Origin of the sequence: Pedobacter indicus (assembly GCF_003449035.1) — a bacterium.
Classification (GTDB): domain Bacteria; phylum Bacteroidota; class Bacteroidia; order Sphingobacteriales; family Sphingobacteriaceae; genus Albibacterium; species Albibacterium indicum.
Genome location: NZ_QRGB01000001.1, coordinates 701644 through 721403, shown reverse-complemented (window position 1 = coordinate 721403; position 19760 = coordinate 701644). Strand labels below are relative to the sequence as shown.

18 protein-coding genes are annotated in these 19760 nt (G+C 40.9%); 5 read left to right on the top strand and 13 right to left on the bottom strand.

Annotated elements, in window-relative coordinates; translation table 11 throughout:
- The first annotated feature begins 18 nt into the window (after positions 1-18).
- On the top strand, positions 19-2244 hold the full coding sequence (locus tag D3P12_RS03355) for a DUF4954 family protein (protein ID WP_118193669.1): 2226 nt from the start codon (positions 19-21) through the stop codon (positions 2242-2244).
- On the opposite strand, the gene D3P12_RS03350 is transcribed toward D3P12_RS03355, so the two are convergent.
- From D3P12_RS03350 to D3P12_RS03335, 4 genes are all read right to left on the bottom strand, one after another.
- A complete protein-coding gene (locus D3P12_RS03350; protein ID WP_118193668.1) occupies positions 2238-3434 on the bottom strand; it encodes a DUF4185 domain-containing protein in 1197 nt (398 codons plus the stop codon). The genes D3P12_RS03355 and D3P12_RS03350 overlap by 7 nt on opposite strands.
- A 23-nt stretch (positions 3435-3457) precedes the next feature.
- Positions 3458-4483, bottom strand: coding sequence for a sugar kinase (locus tag D3P12_RS03345; RefSeq protein ID WP_118193667.1), 1026 nt, complete (start codon positions 4481-4483; stop codon positions 3458-3460).
- A 222-nt stretch (positions 4484-4705) separates the two neighbouring features.
- Positions 4706-6292 carry a SusD/RagB family nutrient-binding outer membrane lipoprotein gene (locus D3P12_RS03340; RefSeq protein ID WP_118193666.1) on the bottom strand — a complete coding sequence of 529 codons (1587 nt, stop codon included), beginning with the start codon at positions 6290-6292 and terminating at the stop codon, positions 4706-4708.
- Between the two features lie 29 nt (positions 6293-6321).
- Entirely contained in the window at positions 6322-9348 is a 3027-nt protein-coding gene (locus D3P12_RS03335; RefSeq protein ID WP_118193665.1) for a SusC/RagA family TonB-linked outer membrane protein, read from the bottom strand.
- Positions 9349-9615: 267 nt separating this feature from the next.
- On the opposite strand from D3P12_RS03335, the gene D3P12_RS03330 reads away from it, so the two are divergent.
- Entirely contained in the window at positions 9616-10755 is a 1140-nt protein-coding gene (locus D3P12_RS03330; protein ID WP_118193664.1) for a lactonase family protein, read from the top strand.
- 192 nt (positions 10756-10947) lie between these two features.
- Here the strand turns inward: D3P12_RS03330 and xseB are convergent, their stop codons facing one another.
- From xseB to D3P12_RS03310, 4 genes are all read right to left on the bottom strand, one after another.
- Positions 10948-11145, bottom strand: a complete 198-nt coding sequence (gene xseB / locus D3P12_RS03325; protein ID WP_118193663.1) for an exodeoxyribonuclease VII small subunit — start codon at positions 11143-11145, stop codon at positions 10948-10950.
- An 11-nt stretch (positions 11146-11156) separates the two neighbouring features.
- Positions 11157-12404: an exodeoxyribonuclease VII large subunit gene (gene xseA / locus D3P12_RS03320; RefSeq protein WP_118193662.1), complete on the bottom strand. Its 1248-nt coding sequence runs from the start codon at positions 12402-12404 to the stop codon at positions 11157-11159.
- A gap of 95 nt (positions 12405-12499) precedes the next feature.
- Positions 12500-14545, bottom strand: coding sequence for a dipeptidyl-peptidase 3 family protein (locus D3P12_RS03315; RefSeq protein ID WP_118193661.1), 2046 nt, complete (start codon positions 14543-14545; stop codon positions 12500-12502).
- A 26-nt stretch (positions 14546-14571) separates the two neighbouring features.
- Positions 14572-14781 carry an alkylphosphonate utilization protein gene (locus D3P12_RS03310; protein ID WP_118193660.1) on the bottom strand — a complete coding sequence of 70 codons (210 nt, stop codon included), beginning with the start codon at positions 14779-14781 and terminating at the stop codon, positions 14572-14574.
- Between the two features lie 195 nt (positions 14782-14976).
- Between D3P12_RS03310 and D3P12_RS03305 the strand changes: the two genes are divergently transcribed.
- Positions 14977-15492, top strand: a complete 516-nt coding sequence (locus tag D3P12_RS03305) for a hypothetical protein (RefSeq protein WP_118193659.1) — start codon at positions 14977-14979, stop codon at positions 15490-15492.
- Between the two features lie 126 nt (positions 15493-15618).
- The gene (locus D3P12_RS03300; protein WP_118193658.1) at positions 15619-16473 is read left to right on the top strand and encodes an OmpA/MotB family protein; all 855 of its coding nucleotides are present in this window, start codon (positions 15619-15621) and stop codon (positions 16471-16473) included.
- 57 nt (positions 16474-16530) lie between these two features.
- On the opposite strand, the gene trmB is transcribed toward D3P12_RS03300, so the two are convergent.
- A complete protein-coding gene (gene trmB, locus D3P12_RS03295; protein WP_118193657.1) occupies positions 16531-17181 on the bottom strand; it encodes a tRNA (guanosine(46)-N7)-methyltransferase TrmB in 651 nt (216 codons plus the stop codon).
- A gap of 71 nt (positions 17182-17252) precedes the next feature.
- Here trmB and fcl point away from each other — a divergent pair, with 71 nt between their 5' ends.
- Entirely contained in the window at positions 17253-18179 is a 927-nt protein-coding gene (gene fcl, locus D3P12_RS03290) for a GDP-L-fucose synthase (RefSeq protein WP_118193656.1), read from the top strand.
- Here the strand turns inward: fcl and D3P12_RS03285 are convergent.
- The 4 genes from D3P12_RS03285 to D3P12_RS03270 form a co-directional block, all read right to left on the bottom strand.
- The gene (locus D3P12_RS03285) at positions 18173-18649 is read right to left on the bottom strand and encodes a hypothetical protein (RefSeq protein WP_118193655.1); all 477 of its coding nucleotides are present in this window, start codon (positions 18647-18649) and stop codon (positions 18173-18175) included. The genes fcl and D3P12_RS03285 overlap by 7 nt on opposite strands.
- Positions 18636-19001 carry a hypothetical protein gene (locus tag D3P12_RS03280; RefSeq protein ID WP_118193654.1) on the bottom strand — a complete coding sequence of 122 codons (366 nt, stop codon included), beginning with the start codon at positions 18999-19001 and terminating at the stop codon, positions 18636-18638. The genes D3P12_RS03285 and D3P12_RS03280 overlap by 14 nt, the downstream gene beginning before the upstream one ends.
- Positions 19002-19057: 56 nt before the next feature.
- Positions 19058-19327, bottom strand: a complete 270-nt coding sequence (locus D3P12_RS03275; RefSeq protein WP_118193653.1) for a YtxH domain-containing protein — start codon at positions 19325-19327, stop codon at positions 19058-19060.
- 162 nt (positions 19328-19489) lie between these two features.
- Positions 19490-19681, bottom strand: coding sequence for a cold-shock protein (locus D3P12_RS03270; RefSeq protein WP_118193652.1), 192 nt, complete (start codon positions 19679-19681; stop codon positions 19490-19492).
- Between the last annotated feature and the right edge of the window lie 79 nt (positions 19682-19760).

Sequence of the window (19760 nt, the reverse complement as noted above, 5' to 3'; positions counted from 1 at the left end):
AATAGTAATAAAAGGCTCATGAACAATATAAAGAAAATCCCACTTTCTAGGTTAGGATACGATTTCATCAGTAAAGAGTTTATTCCCGAAGGAAAAGACGAATATTACCTAAGAAATATACAAAACAGAAGTGGAATTGATTATCGAAACCTTTCGGCCTTTGAAATCGAAGTATTGGTTAAAAATGGTAACACGACAGACAACTGGAATAATATTCTCGTATCGGATGCTTTCAATCCTGAATTAGTCAAGAATTGCAAATTTTACGGACTGATACGCATTGGGAAATTGGAACCCTATTACCTTGAATTCCACGGTCTAAAGGCCGAAGTAGGCCTGTACAATTCTACCATTATCAGCTGTGATTTAGGCGATAATGTAGCAATCAATCACGTTAATTATATCTCACACTATATCCTAGGGAAAGAAGTCGTAATCGTCCAAGTAGATGAGATGAAGACAAGTGTCAACGCCAAATTTGGCAATGGCATTCTCAAAGATGGAGAAGACGAGGCATCGCGGATCTGGCTAGAAATCTGCAATGAGAACGGAGGAAGGAAAGTGATCCCTTTCAATGGTATGCAACCGGGCGATGCCTGGCTGTGGAGTAAATATCGCGACGACTCGCTACTACTGGAACAATTTATCAAATTCACTGAAACAGAATACAAAACCGAACCGGGATATTATGGAAAAGTTGGGGACCGCACGGTTATTAAAAACACAAACATCATCAACGACGTATGGATCGGATCGGATGCTTATATCAAAGGGGCGAATAAACTTAAAAACCTCACGATAAAGTCCAACGCCAAAGGCAAATCGCAAATTGGAGAAGGCTGTGAGCTTGTAAACGGAATTATAGACTTTGGCTGCCGAATTTTTTACGGCGTTAAAGCAGTACGTTTTGTAATAGCATCCAATTCACAACTCAAATATGGCGCACGGCTGATCAATTCCTATCTCGGTAGCAATGCGACAATATCATGTTGTGAAGTCTTAAACTCACTTATATTTCCTGCGCACGAACAACACCACAACAATTCCTTCTTATGTGCTGCCGTGGTTTCGGGACAAAGCAACATTCCAGCAGGGGCAACTATTGGCTCGAATCACAACTCACGCGGGGCCGATGGAGAAATCATTGCGGGGCGGGGTTTTTGGCCGGGCTTATGCGTTTCGTTGAAGCACAACTCCAAGTTTGCTAACTTTACGATCCTCGCCAAAGGGGATTATGATTATGAGTTAAACATCCCTATTCCTTTCTCACTGGTTAGCATCCAAGAAGATACGAACACGCTTGTTATTATGCCAGGGTACTGGTTCATGTATAACATGTACGCTTTACAACGAAATACCTTCAAATATCAAGACCGGGATAAGCGCTACGAAAAGATTCAGCGGATCGAATATGACTATCTGGCGCCAGATACAATCAATGAAATATTTACCTCCTTGGCACTTTTCGAAGAACTCGTGGGTGAAGCCTATCTAAAACACGCTGAGCAGGTTGGGTTTAATCCTAAAGATGACCTCAAAAAGCCACGAGCTATCGGTAAAAAGCTATTAGAGGAAAGAGATCCAATAGTTACCGAATTGAATATTTTAGCAAGAGGATTCGAGAATGCGAAACGAGCTGTACGAATCATCAAAGTCCAGCAAGCCTATGATATCTTTAAAACCATCATACGCTTTTACGGCATTAACAATCTGATAAACTATGTTGAAGAATTAGAAAAGCCTTCCATTAAAGAGCTGGTTGGATCACTTACGAAGTCGAAACTCAAGAGGGAAAATTGGCTAAATGTGGGCGGACAGCTATTAAGTGAAAAGACCATTGCTACATTTCGAGATCGAGTTCATAAGAGTATCATAAATTCTTGGGATGATGTTCATGACTTCTATCGCGCCGAAGGAGAAAAGTATGCTTCTCAAAAGAAACTACACGCCATAACCTCCTTACTTGAATTGGAGGAGCTTCAGGTAAAACAAATTACCAAAGAACAGATCCTCATCTGGTGTAAGGAAATCAAGAAGACCAAACAATGGATGGTCGACTCAGTCGAAAACTCTCGTAAAAAAGATTATACCAATCCTTTCCGGAAAATGATGTACGATACGCAGGAAGAACTTGATGAGGTATTAGGCAGGTTCGAAGACAATTCTTTTATAAAGGATCAAAAATCGGAACTTAAGACCTTTACTAAAAAGGTGAATGCTTTTGAAAAAAAATTAAATCACTGATCAAATTTAATACGAATAAAACGAGGTCGATATAGCTGTGGATCTAAATTCAGGTCCTTTAAAAAGTCAAATGAATTTACATTATAGCTGATAAGAAGCTCTCCTTTTTCCGATAAATGCGGATGAGCCTTTGCGTTATATACAAAATAATTTTTATTTGCTGCGGGCTCAGGGCATTGCCAGATCTCATGAATGGGACCGAATGGCCCCACCGGACTAAGCCCTACACGCAGCCCAACGGAAGAGCCAATGCCATCCTTCTGAAAAACCATGACGTAACGGCCATCATCAAGCGGACTGACACTAAGCTCGTTCGAAGCGCTGTCGACAATCTCAGTAGCACCGTTTATATCAGCATCCCATTTTGTTCCGTCCCAATACCTCCATTGCTCGAAGGCTTCAAAATCTTCTGGACGCACACGTGCAACCAAGACTTTCTTTTCAGATCCCATAACGCCATAGACATAAATAAATCCATCAGGATTAGGGACACCAGCTAATTCGGTATTGACTAAGATGCCGGCCCCAAAGGATCCCTTTTGCTGATTATCATCCTTACTGACATATAAAGGGGTATCAAATTGCCGATAGTCACTAAATGGGGGCGCACTACCCTTTGGAATAGCAATCAAGGTATTGCCTACTTCTTCAAAACCAAATACCTTTGCACCGGTATTTCGTATACGGTAGCCAAAAATATACGTAGTAAAGTCGAGCGCCTGATTTACGAAACCATCGCCCAGCCAATAGTATTCTCCTTCCTTAGATTGAACTGTTTTCGGCGCAAACAGCGTGCTTGTCGAATCGACTGGCTGATCATCTCCGTAAAACAGCATATTGGTATTCCGGGGCTGTCTTCCCGTCAAGATTGCCACTGAGTTATTCACCATTTTCGATCCAGGCTGCAATTCTCCCTCTCTGATATCTCCAAACATGGTATCGCTAAATATGAAGAGGGTTTTAATTTCTTCTTCACGTCCCTGCGTCTCAATTCCATTCATCGGAATGCTGTAAATTCCGTCACCACCAAACCAGCCGTGATTCCGCTTAAAAAGCAGATCCCAATCCCCGGCAGCTTCAACTCGATAGTTCAATTGAAAGGCAGCCGAATCTTTATGAAGCAAAACAGGGTCTTGTGAAAAACCCACAAAGACCCTGCATAAAAGAATTGATACTAAAATATATCTCATTTCTAATCTGGCGACTGTGTTCGCTAGCGCTGAACACGCCCCGACCCGTCTCCTTTTAATAAAGTTTCCACATCTGATAGTGTGGCATGATTCATATCACCAGGGATCGTATGTTTCAAAGCTGAGGCGGCCACAGCAAACTCCGCTGCATCTTGCAAAGATTTATCTGTCATCAAACCATAAATTAACCCGCTGGCAAAAGAATCCCCTCCGCCTACGCGATCAACAATTCGTATTTCATACTTTTTCGTGTGATAAAACTCCTTACCATCATATACCAAAGCCGACCAGCCATTATCCGAGGCACTGTGACTCTCACGTAGGGAGGAAGCAACATATTTAAAATTAAATTTCTCAACCATCTGCCGGCACACATCTTTAAAGCCATCGAGGTTCAGTTCGCCTTTCGTTACATCTGTGCCTTCGCTTACAAAACCCAATGAGTCATGAGCATCCTCTTCATTTCCGATACAAACATCAACATATTGACAAAGACGGGTCATTACTTCCCTCGCTTTTTCTTTGCTCCACAATTTTTTGCGATAATTTAAATCAATACTTGTTGTAATCCCTTTCGCTTTTGCAGCTTTTAAAGCAGCTTCCGTCAACGCAGCCGCCTTGTCGCTCAGCGCAGGAGTAATGCCAGTCGTATGGAACCAGTCTGCACCTTCAAATATTTTATCAAAATCAAATTCGCTGATCTCCGCCTCAGAAATCGCACTATCAGCACGATCGTATACAACCTGTGAAGCTCTCATCGACGCACCAGTCTCTAAGAAATAGATCCCAAGTCGCTTTCCGCCTTTGGCAATAAACTGGGTATCTACTCCATAACGACGCAGGTGATTTATTGCAGACTGACCGATGGGGTTATCAGGAACTCTTGTCACAAAAACTCCGTTTAACCCATAATTACATAAAGAAGCTGCCACATTCGCTTCACCACCTCCGTAAGTTACATCGAAACTATCACTTTGAACGAATCGTTTAAATCCTGGAGTCGATAATCGCAACATAATTTCCCCCAGCGTTACTGCTTTTTTTGACATTTTAAATTAAAATTAAATTTATGAATATGATTAGTAAGATAATTTATTATCAATATTTGGTACGTACCCGATTATCACATTCCAAATAATCGAGAGATTAAAGTTACCTATTATTTTCAGATTTGCAAACTATAACGCTCAAAGTAAAAAAGATAAAATCAAGAAGGAAAAGAGGTCAATGGTCCTGACAGACAGCCACGGCCATTGACCTCTTTTTTTCTGTTACTCGTCTTTCATCCAATAAAAGGTGACGTCTTCATCGTCACGTCCACCTAAATGTGCAGCCACGGCAGCATCGTAAGCGGCCTGACTGCTTGAAACCACCGCTACGGGATATGTTAAGCGTTTAATAAATGTGCCCTGAGGCAACAACGGATTCTTTGATGCCATGATTGGATATAGTTTTGGATAGCCTGTTCTACGAAATTCGGACCAAGCTTCCGTACCTTCTGGAAACATGGCAATCCATTTCTGAGTGATAATTTTCTCTAACTTCTTCTCAAAAGAAAGGCCCTCGTTCCATTTCACCGTCACATCCGTCAATGGCGGACTGTTATAGTCACTGCGTTTTGGGTCGACATAGGCTATTTGCGTACTGACGCTTTCCAAATATTCGTCAATCCCTGCCACTTCATTTGCAGCAAACGATACGCGGATACCTTCCTTATAGAAAAAATCAGCTGTTTGTCCTCCCATATTCCAACCTCGCAATGCTCCTTCTGCTCTTAAAAAGTAACTTTCAGCAACGTCTACAATTTTCATAGGGTCTGACTCCAGGACATTGTACTTTGAATAGTTTTCGTAAACCGTCTTTGTCGGCCTATCGACTCCCGGACGGATACCTCGGTAAGCTCCATTCAGCGCAGGATCAGTTGCTGGCAGCGCATACGCTTCCAAGCGCGGATCACCAAAGCCTTGCAGATAGGTGATTACAGCGGCTGACACGCGTGTATCAGACCATTCATTGCTCATTACGAAATGTGGATTCTTTGCTGCTCCTTTTACCGAAAAAGATCCTTCATCTTCTCCTATTACGCCGCCGTTCGCAGGATCAACTGCCTTCTCCGCCTCTGCGCGTGCTTTTTGAGGATCAATTTCAGAAAGTCGAATCGCTAATCTCAGACGTAAGGTATTTGCCAGCTTGATCCATCGAGGGTAATTGCCTTGAAAACTTGATCGATCCCATTTTTTAAACCGGATGTCATCTCTGGCGGGATCTTCAGCTTCGGCAGCTTGAAGACTAGCTACCGCAATATCAAGATCCTCAAAAAATGCCGTATAAGAAGCCTCAGGCGAGTCCCATTCCGGTTCAGCTGTTAACCCATATTCGGTGTATGGATATGGCCCAAAGGTGTCAACCAACCGATGCCCAGCAGCGACTTTAATAATCAATGCTATGGCATATAAATCTGGGTATTTCTCATCGATCCCTTTCTTTTTCATCTGCACCCAATTATTCATCACCCCATTGGTACTTACCGTCCATGACCCTGGCCAAATACCTCGGGTTACATAAGTGGTCGGGTTAACATTCCCAATAAAATTACTGGGTGCCTCTAAGTAATTTGCATATGATTCGGCTTGCAGGTTTTGCTGTGTCTGTTCAGATGTTGTGGTGCTGATGATATTATTCATCATCGTTGGCAATAAAAATCCACCATCATTGGCATCTTGTTGCAAATCTTTATCAGAGATCAGTTTTTGATCCTGATTCAAACCTTCAAAATCTTCAGTACACGACTGGGCGACAAGAACAAAAGCTATAATCGCCAGCATTTTAAGATTTATTTTATTTATTAAATAGTTCATCGCTATATTTTATTTAAAATCCGACAATTTTATAATCCTACCCTTAATGTTAGACCAAAGGACCGGAGCGAAGGGATCTGAAACGATTCGAACCCTTGACTTCCATTAGCTGTTCCCAACGCCAACTCGGGATCGAAGGGCGCTTTCTTATGAAGAAAGAATAGATTACGACCGACCAACGAAACGTTGATATTTTTGAACGTGTCGCCTAGATCATCGAAGGTATAACCAATTGAAAACTCACGAAGGCGAATGTTCGTCGAGCTGTACGTATACTCACTGGCCGCTGCACCATAGTCTGCTTTGGCAGAAATGTATCCATAGTATGTTTCAGCATCAATCAGATTCCCATTTACCATCACACCGCCGTTATCTCGGGCCTCCCCACTCCGCTTTGAAAGCCCTTTATAGTCTAGCCACTGTTCAGTTGAAGAAGCTACCAACCCTCCAAACCGGCTATCAATCAAAAACGAGAGATTGAAGTTCTTGTACCTAAATTGGTTATTAAAGTTTAACAGAAAGTCCGGATTGGCATTACCAATATACTGGTTATCCTGTGCAGAAAGCAAAGGCAAGCCGGCGGCGTTGACCTGATGGGATCCATCCTCGTTATAGAGGTACTTTTTCCCATAAATATCGTGATAGGCAGCATATTCTCGGTCGCCCAGCAAATCGCTTCCCGGACGTACTAAGTACAAATTAGTTAACCTGTTGGCACTCGCTAATACAAAGCGGTCGGTAGTTAATAAGTCACTAAGCTCCTTAATACGGTTGGTGTTTCTGGTAAAGTTTAGGCTTGGTGTCCATTGCAACTCACCAAATTTACCATTATAGCTGGCATAAGCTTCGATACCTCGGTTTTGGATGGTTCCGCCGTTAATCCAGAAGCTTGTGGCGCCAGCCCCCGAAGGTGCCGTAATCGTAAACACCTGATCTCGTGTCGTTGCATCATAATACGTGATATTGAAATTCACTTTATCATTAAAAAAGCGCATCTCAGCACCAAATTCGAGCGACTTTGTTCTTTCAGGTTTCAGGCTTGTGGTGTCGGTACCACTAAAGAACGGTAGGTTTGGACGGCCGATCACGTTCCCATCTGGGCTCAAACTATAATTTGGCGAACGCTCCGCCGCGCCAAAAGGCAAACTATTCCCAACTTCAGCATAGGTTGCTCGCAGCTTAATAAAACTAACCGTTTCACTTGGCGCTAAATTTTCCGAAAGAATATATGAGAAACCAACCGATGGATAAAAGAAAGCCTCATCTACAGTCGACGACCATTCGTTTCTAGCTGTCGCATCAATATAGAGAGTTTCTTTGATACCGAAAGTAGCAGTCGCAAAAACGGCTCTTGAAACTTCTTTTCTTTGAGACTCCGTCTTCACAAAATTCCCTGTTAATGCGTAAACTGAAAAGTAGTTCGGATACGATAAAGTCGTCAGAGCACCGTCTGTTCCGTTATAAAAACTTCGATAACTCTCCACTGTATTGCTTGCCCCCAACACCGCATTCAATGTTAAATCATCATTGAGCGATCGGTTGGCAGAAATAAGAAGATCAGAATACAGGTCTTCGCCGTTAGAAACTTCTTTGGTATAAGCACCGTTTGCTCCAATCGAGGTTGGGTCCGAAGTAGCAGCATAACGATATTCTACGTCCCCTGAATACCGGTTCAAGGTTGTTCTGGCTTGTACATTTACCCAATCCGTGATATTCCATTTTGCGGAAGCCGTAAAAACCGTCCGATCCCGCAATTGATCATTTTGTAAACGATTGGTAATCCAATAAGGATTCTGATTAGAACTATGTTCGTTTTTAATGTATGGCCAGTTCTGCACATACATATGGCGGCGCTCATCCCACACACCACCCCCATTTGGAGAGTATTTTGACATATCATCTCCCATCGGGAATAAATACAACCCGAACATCGGACTATTGTACCAGGAAGAGGCATTTTGGTTTTCCGTTTTACTCTTAATATAGTTCAAGCCTGCCTCAAGTTCAACCTTACCGTCCAAAATCTCACTCGTCCCTCTAACGGTAAAATTATCCCTTTTAAAGCCATAGTTTGGTATTACAGATTTTGAATTCGTATTCGAATAGGACAAGAACGCTCTGCTTACTTGATTGCCACTACTTATCGAGATGCTATTGATAAAGTTCTGACCTGTCTCGAAAAACTCTTTAATATGCCGATCGCTACCATTATTGATCTTCGGCCCCCAGCTATCGTTAATGCCTTCTACTGCCTCACCTCCGAGACCCTGCCCATACGATGTTTGCAGTTCTGGCAGCACCAATGGGTTATCGAACATAGTCGACGATGAAAAATCGACTGAAGTCGTCCCAAACTGCCCTTTCTTGGTGGTAATCAAAATCACCCCGTTTGCCGCCTGGCTACCATACAGAGCCGCCGCAGATGCACCCTGCAGCACTTGCAAACTGGCTATATCTTCTGGATTATAATCGGCAAACCCACCGATCGGAACCCCGTCAACTACATAAAGGGGCTGATTATCCCCGACAATCGATTTGTTCCCGCGCAGAACGATCCTCGGGTTTGAACCAGGTCCACCCGCACCCTGAGAAACTACGACCCCCGCCGCCTTTCCGGCTAGAGAATTTAGTAAGGTAGGGCCTTTCACCTCGGTCAACTCATCTGCCGAAATATTAGTTGTCGAATAAGACAAACTCTTTGCCGAACGCTCAATACCGAGCGCCGTTACGACGACATCACTTAGAACTTTTGTGTCTTCCGACATCTGTATGGTGATAGTCGTTCGGTTGTTGATGCCGATCGTTTGCGAAACGTAGCCTACCGAAGAGAACAAAAGAGAATCTGTTGCACCTGCACTGATGGCAAAATTCCCATCGGCATCGGTGCTTGTTCCAGTCGTTGATCCTATAACTTGGACACTAATGGCCTGTAAACCCTGACCACTAGCATCGGTAACTTTTCCTGCAACATTGGTGTTTTGTGCAAACAGCGAATTGCAATACGCTAAAAGAAAAAACAGGATGACGTGAACCTGAATCGGCAGCTTTTTTTCCATAATTTAGTTTTTTATAGGGTTAAAAATATTAATAACTAATATAGTTATTAGCATCTAATATCATATAACGCTGACAAACATAAGTTATTATATCGCAATCATACATCTGATTATCAGTCCATTAAAATGTAATATTTGTATTATATTAAAATATATTAATATTAAGTAGTAGTTATAAAACAAGAAAACCATTCATTTTAACGAAGAAAAATTGCAGAAATTAACGTCAAAAAGCTAAGTTTGACTGTGAAGCATAATAAAAAGATTATGAGAACTCTTATTGTTGTTTGTATTTTACTTTCGTCTTGTAATATGGCGACTACTTCCACCGACCCATCACAAGGGAAACTCACCTTGCTTATCGGGACATATACCGGCTCGGGTGACCATGCAGACATTTACGTTTATACTTTTGATACTGATAGCGGGACGCTTACTTACAAAAACGAATTAACCGGCATCGACAACCCATCTTTCCTCACACTTTCACCTGATTTGAAACAAGTGTATGCAGTATCAGAATGGGGTAAAGATTCCATAGGCACGGTTTACGCATACAATTTCGATCAGAAATCTGGAAAAATGGAGTTCTTGAACAAGGTATCTTCCGGCGGTGACGGCCCCTGCTATATATCAATCGACTCAACCGGGACTTATGTCTTTACAGCAAACTACGGAAGCGGGAGTTTAGCCGCAGTTCCAATCTTGGAAGATGGCTCATTAAGCAACGATATACAAGCCATTTACCATAAAGGAAATATAGTCAACGGCAAGGAAGGCCCAACACGAATGCACGCTGCTGCTGTATCCCCGGACAACAACACCCTGTTCGTTACAAATTTGGGAACCAGCGAAATAACAGGTTATCCATTAAATGTCAACCAGGAATCTTTTCCATTGGACACCAACAACCTGAAGGTTTCCACGTTACCTGAAAATAGCGGTCCCCGTCATTTCACTTTTCACCCGAATGGGCAGCATGCCTATTTCATCAACGAATTAAATGGCGACATTACAGTGTTTGATTATGAAGACGGGGTACTGACTGAAAAACAAAAAGAATCAATCGTTCCCGACGATTTCGCCGGCAAGTTCGCGGCTGCAGATATTCATGTATCCCCCGATGGAAAGTTTCTCTATGGATCAAACCGGCTGGAGTTAAATGAAATTATTATCTTTAAAGTTAACCCAACAGATGGGCAACTTAGTTATGTCGGTCGCCAATCTTCGGGAGGCGAAACACCAAGAAATTTCGCGATCGATCCCTCCGGCAAGTTTTTGTTGGTGGCTAATCAAAACACAAATGACATAACTGTTTTTCTCCGTGACCAAGAGACGGGACTATTGAGCGAGACCTCAGAAAAAATCAGCATCCACAAACCGGTATGCTTAAAATTTGCCCATTAATTTCCGGATAAATTGGTGATAACTTGGTATAGTCCATTGCGGAATGTTAGTGGAACGCTCCCGCATTACATCCGCATTTTTCGATGAAAAATGCGATAAAAGTACGAAACGGTTTAGCTTGTTTTCCTCCATCAGGTGAAACATGTTTAAACCAATGGTACTAGTTTTTCAGATCAACTTAATCCGGTTGATTCATTCCGGCAACTGGTCTATAACACGCTTTACCTCTTCTTCTGTTGCCGTAAGTTTTGTACGGCATACTTCGATTAACAGGGACGCTCTTTTTACTTTAGCAGCCAATTCGTCAACAGGGATATCCCCTCTTTCCAGGTGAGATATAATCGACTGTAATTCATCAAAAGCTTCAGTATATGTAATTTTATCTGCCATATATATTCTTTCTAAGAAATAATTGTACTCTCAACTTCGCCATCATGAAGTTTCGTGGTTAATGTCACCGTTCTATCTAATTCGCTTAGGTTTTTAATAATTATCCCGTTTTGATAAGTCAGGGAAAAGCCTCTTTTTAGCACATTTTCGGGACTGAGGAGCTTAACCTGAACCTCTGTAGAATCCAATGTTTTGCCTGCTGTGGAGATGTGCTGTTTTGCCAATAACCGCAAGGAAGCACTAAAAGTAGAAAGTGCGGTGTTCTCGAGCCTTATTAAATGCTGACTGGTCAACTGAAACTGACGAACTAGCAGATCTAGCTCTGTATTCTTTTCTTTCAGAAGGTTTATAATGCCTGTTTTCAGATATTCTTCAGCCTCCACGACCGGCACAGCAAATTCGTGGAAACGCTGGATCAACATATCAGCTAATTCGCTGGGCGTAATTGCGTTTTTAAATGCAACCATTTCACTCACGGTTTCGTTTGTAGAATGTCCGATGCCAGTAAGAACAGGAAGCGGGAAAGTTGCAATAGCTTTCGCTAGCTCATAATGATTATAACAGGCCAGACCAATTTCTCCGCCACCTCCACGTATGATCGCCACGGCATCGAACTGATCCAATACCTTCTCAATACTCTTGAGCTGGTCGACGATCGATTGAACTGCTTTATCCCCTTGCAGCAATGCGGGAAACAATCGATATTCAAACTTGTAAGCATATGGGTTATTGTCGATGATTTTGACAAAATCGGCATAACCCTTACTGGTTTCAACAGAAATAATGGCCAATCGCTTAGGCAGTACGGGAAACACTAATGCTTTATTTGCATTGAAGATATTTTCTTTTTGTAGCCTGGCGATGGATGCTTGCTTTTCTTTGGCAAGCTCGCCCAAGGAAAAAGAGGGGTCGATATCCAAAATCCGCAGGCTAATGCCGTAAACCGGGTCAAAAGCAATATTGACCAACATTAAGACCATTATCCCGTCTTTCAAAGGCTCTTGCAAGGTGTCAAGAAAGCGTTGATTAATAATATAAAAATCACTTTTCCATAATATCGACCGCATTTCAGCGATCACCTTGCCTTCTTTTTTTTCAACCAAATCAGGATAACAATGACCAGAATGTGAATAATGGTTCAGTTTGTTTATTTCTGCCTTTACCCAATAAGCACTCTGGTATCTGGCCGCCAGCGTCTTCTGGATACTCGTTGCTACTTGTGACAAGCTAAAGATTTTTCGTTGTAAAGGCTCTTCCATGTAAGGGCAATCTTAACTCAAAGATAAGAATATAAAAAAAGACCATCTCCTATATTTATCGGGATGGTCTTTTCGTACGATATATTGTTAAAGCATTAGTTCGCTACTGGCAAAAATGAATAGTTTTTGCCGTACTCTATCATTTGATCGAAGAATGAGCTTGGGTATTCCAATTTTACATTGACAACCTTACCGTCTTGGGTTTCTGCTACTAATCGAGGTTGTATAAAGCCTTTATAAGGTTTTAGGTTCAGGCTTTCGTAGCGATCTAAAACTTCTTTATGCAATTCGTGATCAACTTTTACCCCGTAAGTTTCAACCAGAGCCTTGCCCGCTTCATAATCGCCTTCGGATTTAATACGCTGTATTTCTCGCAGCAACTCACCAAATAGCTCGCGCAATTTTTCGTAGTCATTGATCTGAACATAGGTTTTATTGTCTTTGGTTATGAACTCGACAACATTATCTTCCTTCCCTTTTTCATATACCCAGTAGGCATTGAGGGCACGATTCCGCATATGTGATTCCTCAATGTTGTCACCAAGTTTTAAACGCGATAATTGGGTCATTAAGCCATTCATCATATAGCTATCGTATTCTGCTTTGCCGACATCAAGAGACTCCATCACACCGATTTCTATTAGTTTCTCATCCAATAGGTAGTACAACGCCACCAAATCTGCGCGCGCTTCTTCTAGCGTGGATGCGTAAGTTTTAAGTGTTTTATCAGGTGTCCCTACGCCTGGATTGATCTGTCCCGAAGCGTGCCCGATACATTCATGCATATCGGTATGGAGGTCACTCGCTAGGTTGCCGTGTTTTTTCATTCGGTCGATTACCGCTTGGTCACTCACGAACTCTTCCAAAAACCCACTACTGGCGCTGCTTTCATTATAAGCATGAATGATATTGCTCAGAGATACCGATTTTGATCCATATTCTTTTCGAATCCAGTCTGAGTTAGGCAAGTTTATCCCGATTGGTGTGCTTGGTGCAGCATCGCCAGACTCCACAATAACGGTAATGGCTTTGGCGCTGATCCCTTTAACTTCTTTCTTTTTGTGTTCCGGGATCAAGGGCGAATTATCTTCAAACCATTGCGCTTCGTCAGCTATTGCTTTGATACGCTTGGTAGTCTCAAAGTCTCTTAGGGATAAAACACTCTCGAAACTCCCTTTGATACCCAGCGCATCGTTATATACTTCAATAAAACCATTGGCAAAGTCGATCACACTTGTTGTATCCTTTACCCAAGAAATATTGTATTCATCCCATTTCTTTAGGTCGCCTGTCTTATAATATTCTATTAATAATTGCAACGAATTCTTTTGTTGGTCATTCTCTGCAACATTCACTGCTTTTTCAAGCCAGAAAATCATCTTATCAATCGCTTCACCGTACATACCTCCGGATTTCCATACCTTCTCGACAACTTCTCCATTCTCTTTAACCACTTTGCTATTCAATCCCCACTCGGGTTCGTGGTCACTTTGAGGAAACCCGGCATAAAATGCTTCGACCTCATCGGCAGTAACACCCTCGTAGAAATTATTTGCGGACTCCCGAACATTGTCGATCCCCGCAGTTAGGTTTACCATCTTGGGCATGAATGTAGCATCAAAGATAATAGTTTCTAATTTCGCAACGAGGTCATCAACCGTCTCTCCGTTTTGAAGTGGCAGACGGGTTGAGTCAGCTGTTTTCACGAGTTTAACAAAATACTCTTTACTGAAGCCTGGTGAAAACTTATCATTTGAGTAATGATGATAAATACCGTTAGCAAACCATACTTGACCTGCATAGACGCGGAAAAGACCCCACTCCTCATCGTTGTGATCTATCTCAGGGCTTTCCCAGATCCCTTCAATCGTTTTTCGGATTAACAGGTTGTATTTTCCACGTTGGTCATAGATAATATCTCTCCCTGACAATGATGCTTCGTATAGATAATACGCTAATTCTTTTTGTTTATCATCCAAATTATCCCAGCCGGGCACTTCATAGCTCAAAACCTGAAGATCTGCAAACTCCCGGTCACCCGCAGTTGTCGCCGAGGAATTGTTCGTAGATGTTTCCTCGCAAGATGTTAAAATGAACAAAAAGCAAAGGATACTTCCTGTTAGTGAAAAAAACTTATTCATTGAATTATGTTTTGGTTAAAATTAGGTTATGCTTTTCTTAGAAATTCCGTTCGCAGTACCACTTTCATTTTGTCGACCTTGCAGTCTACCTCTTCTTCGTCATCTGTTAAACGAATATTTTTAATTACAGTACCTTTCTTTATGGTCAATGGCGATCCTTTTACTTTAAGGCTTTTTATTACTACAACTGAATCCCCATCGTTCAATGGATTACCGTTACAATCTCTGACTTCCATTACGAGCTTATTATTAAATTGACATTATTTACCATCAAAAGTAGCATAAAATTACGGAATTAATAAATGACAGCGATTGCGGTATCTTCTAGACTGATAGATACAGTACATCACGCTATAAATCAATATATTATGCAATATTTTAAAACTTTTATAATAATTAATTTGTCTTTTTAATACATCAAATAAAGTATCATGTTAAAGAATTTAGAAAATCTAGTTAGGGAAAACGCACAATCAGCTATTGTTGACAATAGCGAAATCCCAAATGACAAGAATGAAGCAGCTATTGAAGCCGCATCTACGTCCATTATCGATGTTTTACGCCAGAAAATTGCCGCCGGTGATATAAATGGCTTGATTAGCTCTTTTAAAGACCCTTCGGCTCAAGGTGCAACGAGTAATGAGGTTGAAAATAATTTCACCTCCAAATTACAGGACATGGGAATCAACCTAGAGTCTGCAAAAGCTGTAGCGGCTTCTATTATACCGGGCATATTGGCAAAATTTAATCAAAAAACGAATGACCCTAGTGATAACTCGTTCGACTTTCAAGATATTGTAGCGCAGGTTGCAGGGCCAGACGGTAAATTTCAATTATCAGATCTGACGAATCTCTTTAATAATAAAGGTGGAGATACAACATCGTCAGGCGACCAAAAAGGAGAAAATGACGGTGGTTTTATTGACAAGATGAAAGATATGTTCTAAACCAGCTGTCATTCATCATTGTTAAATACTGTTAAATAGCACCTCACTTCAGGGGTGCTATTTAAGTATCTGATGAGTTTTGCACGGTCTTTGCAGTTCTTCGTCTGTAAAACAAAAAAAAGTGATATGAAAACTAAATATTTGTTCTTATTCACAGCGGCCCTCATGATCGTCTTAAGTTCATGCGGTGCCAAAAAGAAATTGCAGGAAGCAGAGAACCGCTATTCCAGCTTGGATAGTAATTTCCGAATGACTCAACAGGAATTAGCACAATACAAAGACTCGGTTAGTCTATACAGAAATGAGAATGAGCGCCTTTCGAACCTGCTACAAGACCAAAAATCGAGTAATAACCAAATGGTTGAACAGTTGAAGAACCTTTCAGTTATTTCTAGCTCACAGGCTGAAAGTATTAACAAATCATTGGAGAATATCAGCAGCAAAGACGCCTATATTCAAGATTTGCAATCTGCCATATCCAGAAAAGATTCGTTAAACATGGCTTTGGTAATGAATCTAAAAGGTGCGATTGGGAATCTAGATGATCAGGATATAGATATCAAAGTTGACAAAGGTGTTGTCTATATCGATATTTCCGATAAGTTGCTATTTAAGAGCGGAAGTTATGAACTGAGTGGGCGAGCTCCTGAGGTTTTAGGAAAGGTTGCTAAGGTGCTAGCGAATCAGCCTCATATTGAATTCATGGTCGAAGGGCACACAGATAATGTACCTTACAGAAAGGGTGTACTGTTAGACAACTGGGATTTGAGTGTGAAACGCGCAACAACAATCGTTCGGGTTCTTCAAGATACTTATAATCTCGATCCGGCGAGAATGACTGCTGCTGGTAGGGGTGAATATATCCCGGTAGCTGGCAACGATTCTGAAAGCGGCAAAGCTGCTAATAGAAGAACAAGAATCGTTATTCTTCCTGAATTAGATCAGTTCTTTAAGCTGTTGGAAACTCCCCAACAGAAGTAGGTAAAATATATAAAGCAAATAAGAGAGGCTAGTTTGTACAGCGAGCCTTTCTTTTGTTTACCGGAATATCCACTTTAGGTAATTGATATTCTTGCTTACCAATAAATACTTCTTCTCGTAATAGGTTTTAATGGAGAGGACATCGTCAAGAAGTTCATCGTGGTAGAGATCTGTTGTCGAAGCGAGAATCGGCTCATTTCTTTCCTTTAGTTTATTCACCGTATACTCGTACAACCCATCGTTATCCGTTTTCAAATTTACCACCCCTTCCTCTTTCAATATCCGCTTGTAGTTATCTAAAAAACGGTCGGCTGTTAAACGCTTTTTTTCACGGCTTAACTGAGGTTGCGGATCAGGAAATGTTATCCATATCTCTGCTATCTCTCCTTCAGAGAAATAGGAAAGGATATCCTCTATTTGTATTCGAAGAAAGGCTACATTTGAAATTTGCTCTTCAAGAGCTGTTTTTGCCCCCCTCCAAATCCGGTTACCTTTGTAATCAATGCCAATAAAGTTTTTCTCAGGAAAAAGCTTTGCCATATTCACCGAGTATTCACCTTTTCCACAAGCCAACTCTAACACAACGGGATTTGTATTCCCAAAATGTCTTTCGGCCCAACGGCCTTTATTTTCCATACCAGCGTCAAGTTGATAGACATTCGGGAAAGTTCCTATCTCCGCAAATTTCCTTAATTTATCTTTGCCCATAGTTGCAATTGTGCCTAAATAGTGATTATTGCGACAAAATTAATTTTATCTTTGAATATACGATCCAAAATATGGAAAAAGACGCTAAGATATATATAGCCGGACACCGAGGAATGGTAGGTTCTGCTATTCACCGCAATCTACAAAAAAAAGGATATACCAATTTCCTGTTGCGTTCTTCCAGTGAGCTGGATTTACGAAACCAACAACAGGTTGCAGATCTTTTCGAAAAAGAAAAGCCAGCATACGTTTTTTTGGCGGCGGCAAAAGTAGGTGGTATACATGCAAATAACACCTATAGAGCAGAGTTCTTATATGATAATTTATGCATACAAAATAATGTTACCCATCACGCATATATGCAAGGGGTCAGAAAACTGTTATTCCTAGGATCAAGTTGTATATATCCGAAGTTTGCTCCTCAACCATTGAAAGAAGAGTACTTATTGACTGGAACACTTGAGCCCACCAATGAGCCTTATGCAATAGCTAAAATAGCGGGAATAAAGCTTTGTGAAGCTTATCGCGACCAATATGGTTGTAATTTTATATCAGCTATGCCTACTAATTTATATGGCAAAAATGACAATTATCACCCTGAAAATTCGCATGTATTACCAGCCCTTATTCGTCGCTTTCATGAAGCAAAGGTAACCGAGTCTCCGGAGGTAATAATATGGGGTACGGGAACACCATTACGCGAATTTCTTAACGCAGATGATATGGCGGACGCGTGTACATTTTTGATGAGCAATTATGATGGGAAAGATTTTATTAATATTGGAACCGGCACAGACATTTCTATCGCGGACCTAGCTCACTTAATTAAAGATATTATTGGCTATAATGGATCGATACGTTTCGATCATAGCAAACCCGATGGCACCCCTCGCAAATTAATGGATGTTTCTAAACTCAATAAATTAGGATGGAAACATTCTATTGATCTGGAACAAGGTATCAAAGATGCCTATCAGGATTTCTTAAAAGATCAATAGGTTTCACTATCGGGAGGGATTCCATAGTCCTTGTGCTTTTTCTTTTTCCTCTTTTTGGACTCAGAAGGGCGAATAATGGACGCTAGTTTATTAATAAAACCAGTTACACGATCTTGATTGATCGCACTGGCGGCTTTCTGCGATGCAAGCAATAAAAGGGTCTTTTTAATGAAACCTGCCTTTCTAAATAGTACTCGGTTAAAAATAACAGGCAGTCCCACACGAAGAGAGTTTGTCAGCCAATCTGCGTCTTCGGAACCACTTTTACTTTTAAAGTTTCGGTTAATATTACTTGATGTCGGCGCCCATGAAGTAAATCTTTTAAAGAATCTTACCGGGGCTTCTATTTTATGCTGTAATAACCCCATCTGATCACCCAAATAGACTTCCTGCTCTTTTTTCAGGGATTCTAAGCGTACGATTTCGGCCCGAAGTTCATCCAAATTATTTATATTTCTATTTGTCGCCATCTGTTTCGTTCCATTTTTTTAGTAGTTTCCGAATAGAAAGGTTCATTAAGCCTTTTTCGATACCCCCTTTTGAAATAAGGAGTATAATAATTAGAAGAAGATAGACACCCGCCAACGCAAGGAAGCCAAGCGCATTGCTATCAAATAAATCCCCGAAATAGAAACCGAGACCGATACTAGCGAACAGAAGAATAAAGAAAGCAAATATCAACATAAGCCCGTCGGTAACAACGGCTGCAATAATACCGGATATCTTCTCTACAATCTTTAAAATAGTAACATTCTTTGTATTCTCTAAGTATTCTTTAAATTTCTGCACAGTTCCATGCAAGGAGAATTTTTGATCTTCCATAGTCTATTTTTTAAGAGGGGCATACTGAAATAGAGTATAACCCTCTTTGTTTATATTCAGGCGTGTTCGTCTATCTCGCTTTCTAAGTTCTCTACTCCACGATTTACTTTTCCTTTGATAGTGGATACGAGCTTATCTTTTAGTTCATTAATGTGCTCCTTTTGCTCTGCCGAACGCTCTTTGATGGCCTCACCCAGATCTTTTAGTGATTCATTTAATTTTTCTCTTGTGTCAGCTCCCTTTTCTGGTGCGAAAAGCAAGCCCACTGCAGCCCCAGCGGCCAAGCCAGCTAATAATGCTGCAACTACTTTTGCATTATCATTCATACGGTTTGTTATTTGAAATTTGTTAAATAATCTTTTTTAATACTACAAATATGATTACAAACTGTTTGCCAGAAAATCCAAAATCGTTACCAAAACGCTTTTTTAAATAAAAAAAAGAGGCCACCTAAAATAGATGGCCTCTTTAAACGATTTATGATTTAGTTAGATAACTTTAACATTTACCGCATTAAGTCCTTTCTTACCTTGCTCTACGTCAAAACTCACATTGTCGTTTTCACGGATGCTGTCAATTAGACCTGTTGAATGAACAAAGATTTCACTTTCTCCTGAGTTAGGGATGATGAAACCGAAACCTTTTGTTTCATTAAAGAATTTTACTACTCCTTCTTGCATGATTTTAAATATAATATTAATAAAGTACAAACATGCACAAAAAATATCTATAAATACAAAAACGAGCAAAATTATATTT

Coding starts and splice junctions, on each gene's coding strand:
- xseA (WP_118193662.1), bottom strand. CDS start 12,404: ATGGAAGAGCCTTTACAACGAAAAATCTTTAGCTTGTCACAAGTAGCA.
- trmB (WP_118193657.1), bottom strand. CDS start 17,181: ATGGGCAAAGATAAATTAAGGAAATTTGCGGAGATAGGAACTTTCCCG.
- D3P12_RS03315 (WP_118193661.1), bottom strand. CDS start 14,545: ATGAATAAGTTTTTTTCACTAACAGGAAGTATCCTTTGCTTTTTGTTC.
- D3P12_RS03340 (WP_118193666.1), bottom strand. CDS start 6,292: ATGAACTATTTAATAAATAAAATAAATCTTAAAATGCTGGCGATTATA.
- xseB (WP_118193663.1), bottom strand. CDS start 11,145: ATGGCAGATAAAATTACATATACTGAAGCTTTTGATGAATTACAGTCG.
- D3P12_RS03285 (WP_118193655.1), bottom strand. CDS start 18,649: ATGGCGACAAATAGAAATATAAATAATTTGGATGAACTTCGGGCCGAA.
- D3P12_RS03275 (WP_118193653.1), bottom strand. CDS start 19,327: ATGAATGATAATGCAAAAGTAGTTGCAGCATTATTAGCTGGCTTGGCC.
- D3P12_RS03300 (WP_118193658.1), top strand. CDS start 15,619: ATGAAAACTAAATATTTGTTCTTATTCACAGCGGCCCTCATGATCGTC.
- D3P12_RS03305 (WP_118193659.1), top strand. CDS start 14,977: ATGTTAAAGAATTTAGAAAATCTAGTTAGGGAAAACGCACAATCAGCT.
- D3P12_RS03310 (WP_118193660.1), bottom strand. CDS start 14,781: ATGGAAGTCAGAGATTGTAACGGTAATCCATTGAACGATGGGGATTCA.
- D3P12_RS03335 (WP_118193665.1), bottom strand. CDS start 9,348: ATGGAAAAAAAGCTGCCGATTCAGGTTCACGTCATCCTGTTTTTTCTT.
- fcl (WP_118193656.1), top strand. CDS start 17,253: ATGGAAAAAGACGCTAAGATATATATAGCCGGACACCGAGGAATGGTA.
- D3P12_RS03350 (WP_118193668.1), bottom strand. CDS start 3,434: ATGAGATATATTTTAGTATCAATTCTTTTATGCAGGGTCTTTGTGGGT.
- D3P12_RS03270 (WP_118193652.1), bottom strand. CDS start 19,681: ATGCAAGAAGGAGTAGTAAAATTCTTTAATGAAACAAAAGGTTTCGGT.
- D3P12_RS03355 (WP_118193669.1), top strand. CDS start 19: ATGAACAATATAAAGAAAATCCCACTTTCTAGGTTAGGATACGATTTC.
- D3P12_RS03345 (WP_118193667.1), bottom strand. CDS start 4,483: ATGTCAAAAAAAGCAGTAACGCTGGGGGAAATTATGTTGCGATTATCG.
- D3P12_RS03330 (WP_118193664.1), top strand. CDS start 9,616: ATGAGAACTCTTATTGTTGTTTGTATTTTACTTTCGTCTTGTAATATG.
- D3P12_RS03280 (WP_118193654.1), bottom strand. CDS start 19,001: ATGGAAGATCAAAAATTCTCCTTGCATGGAACTGTGCAGAAATTTAAA.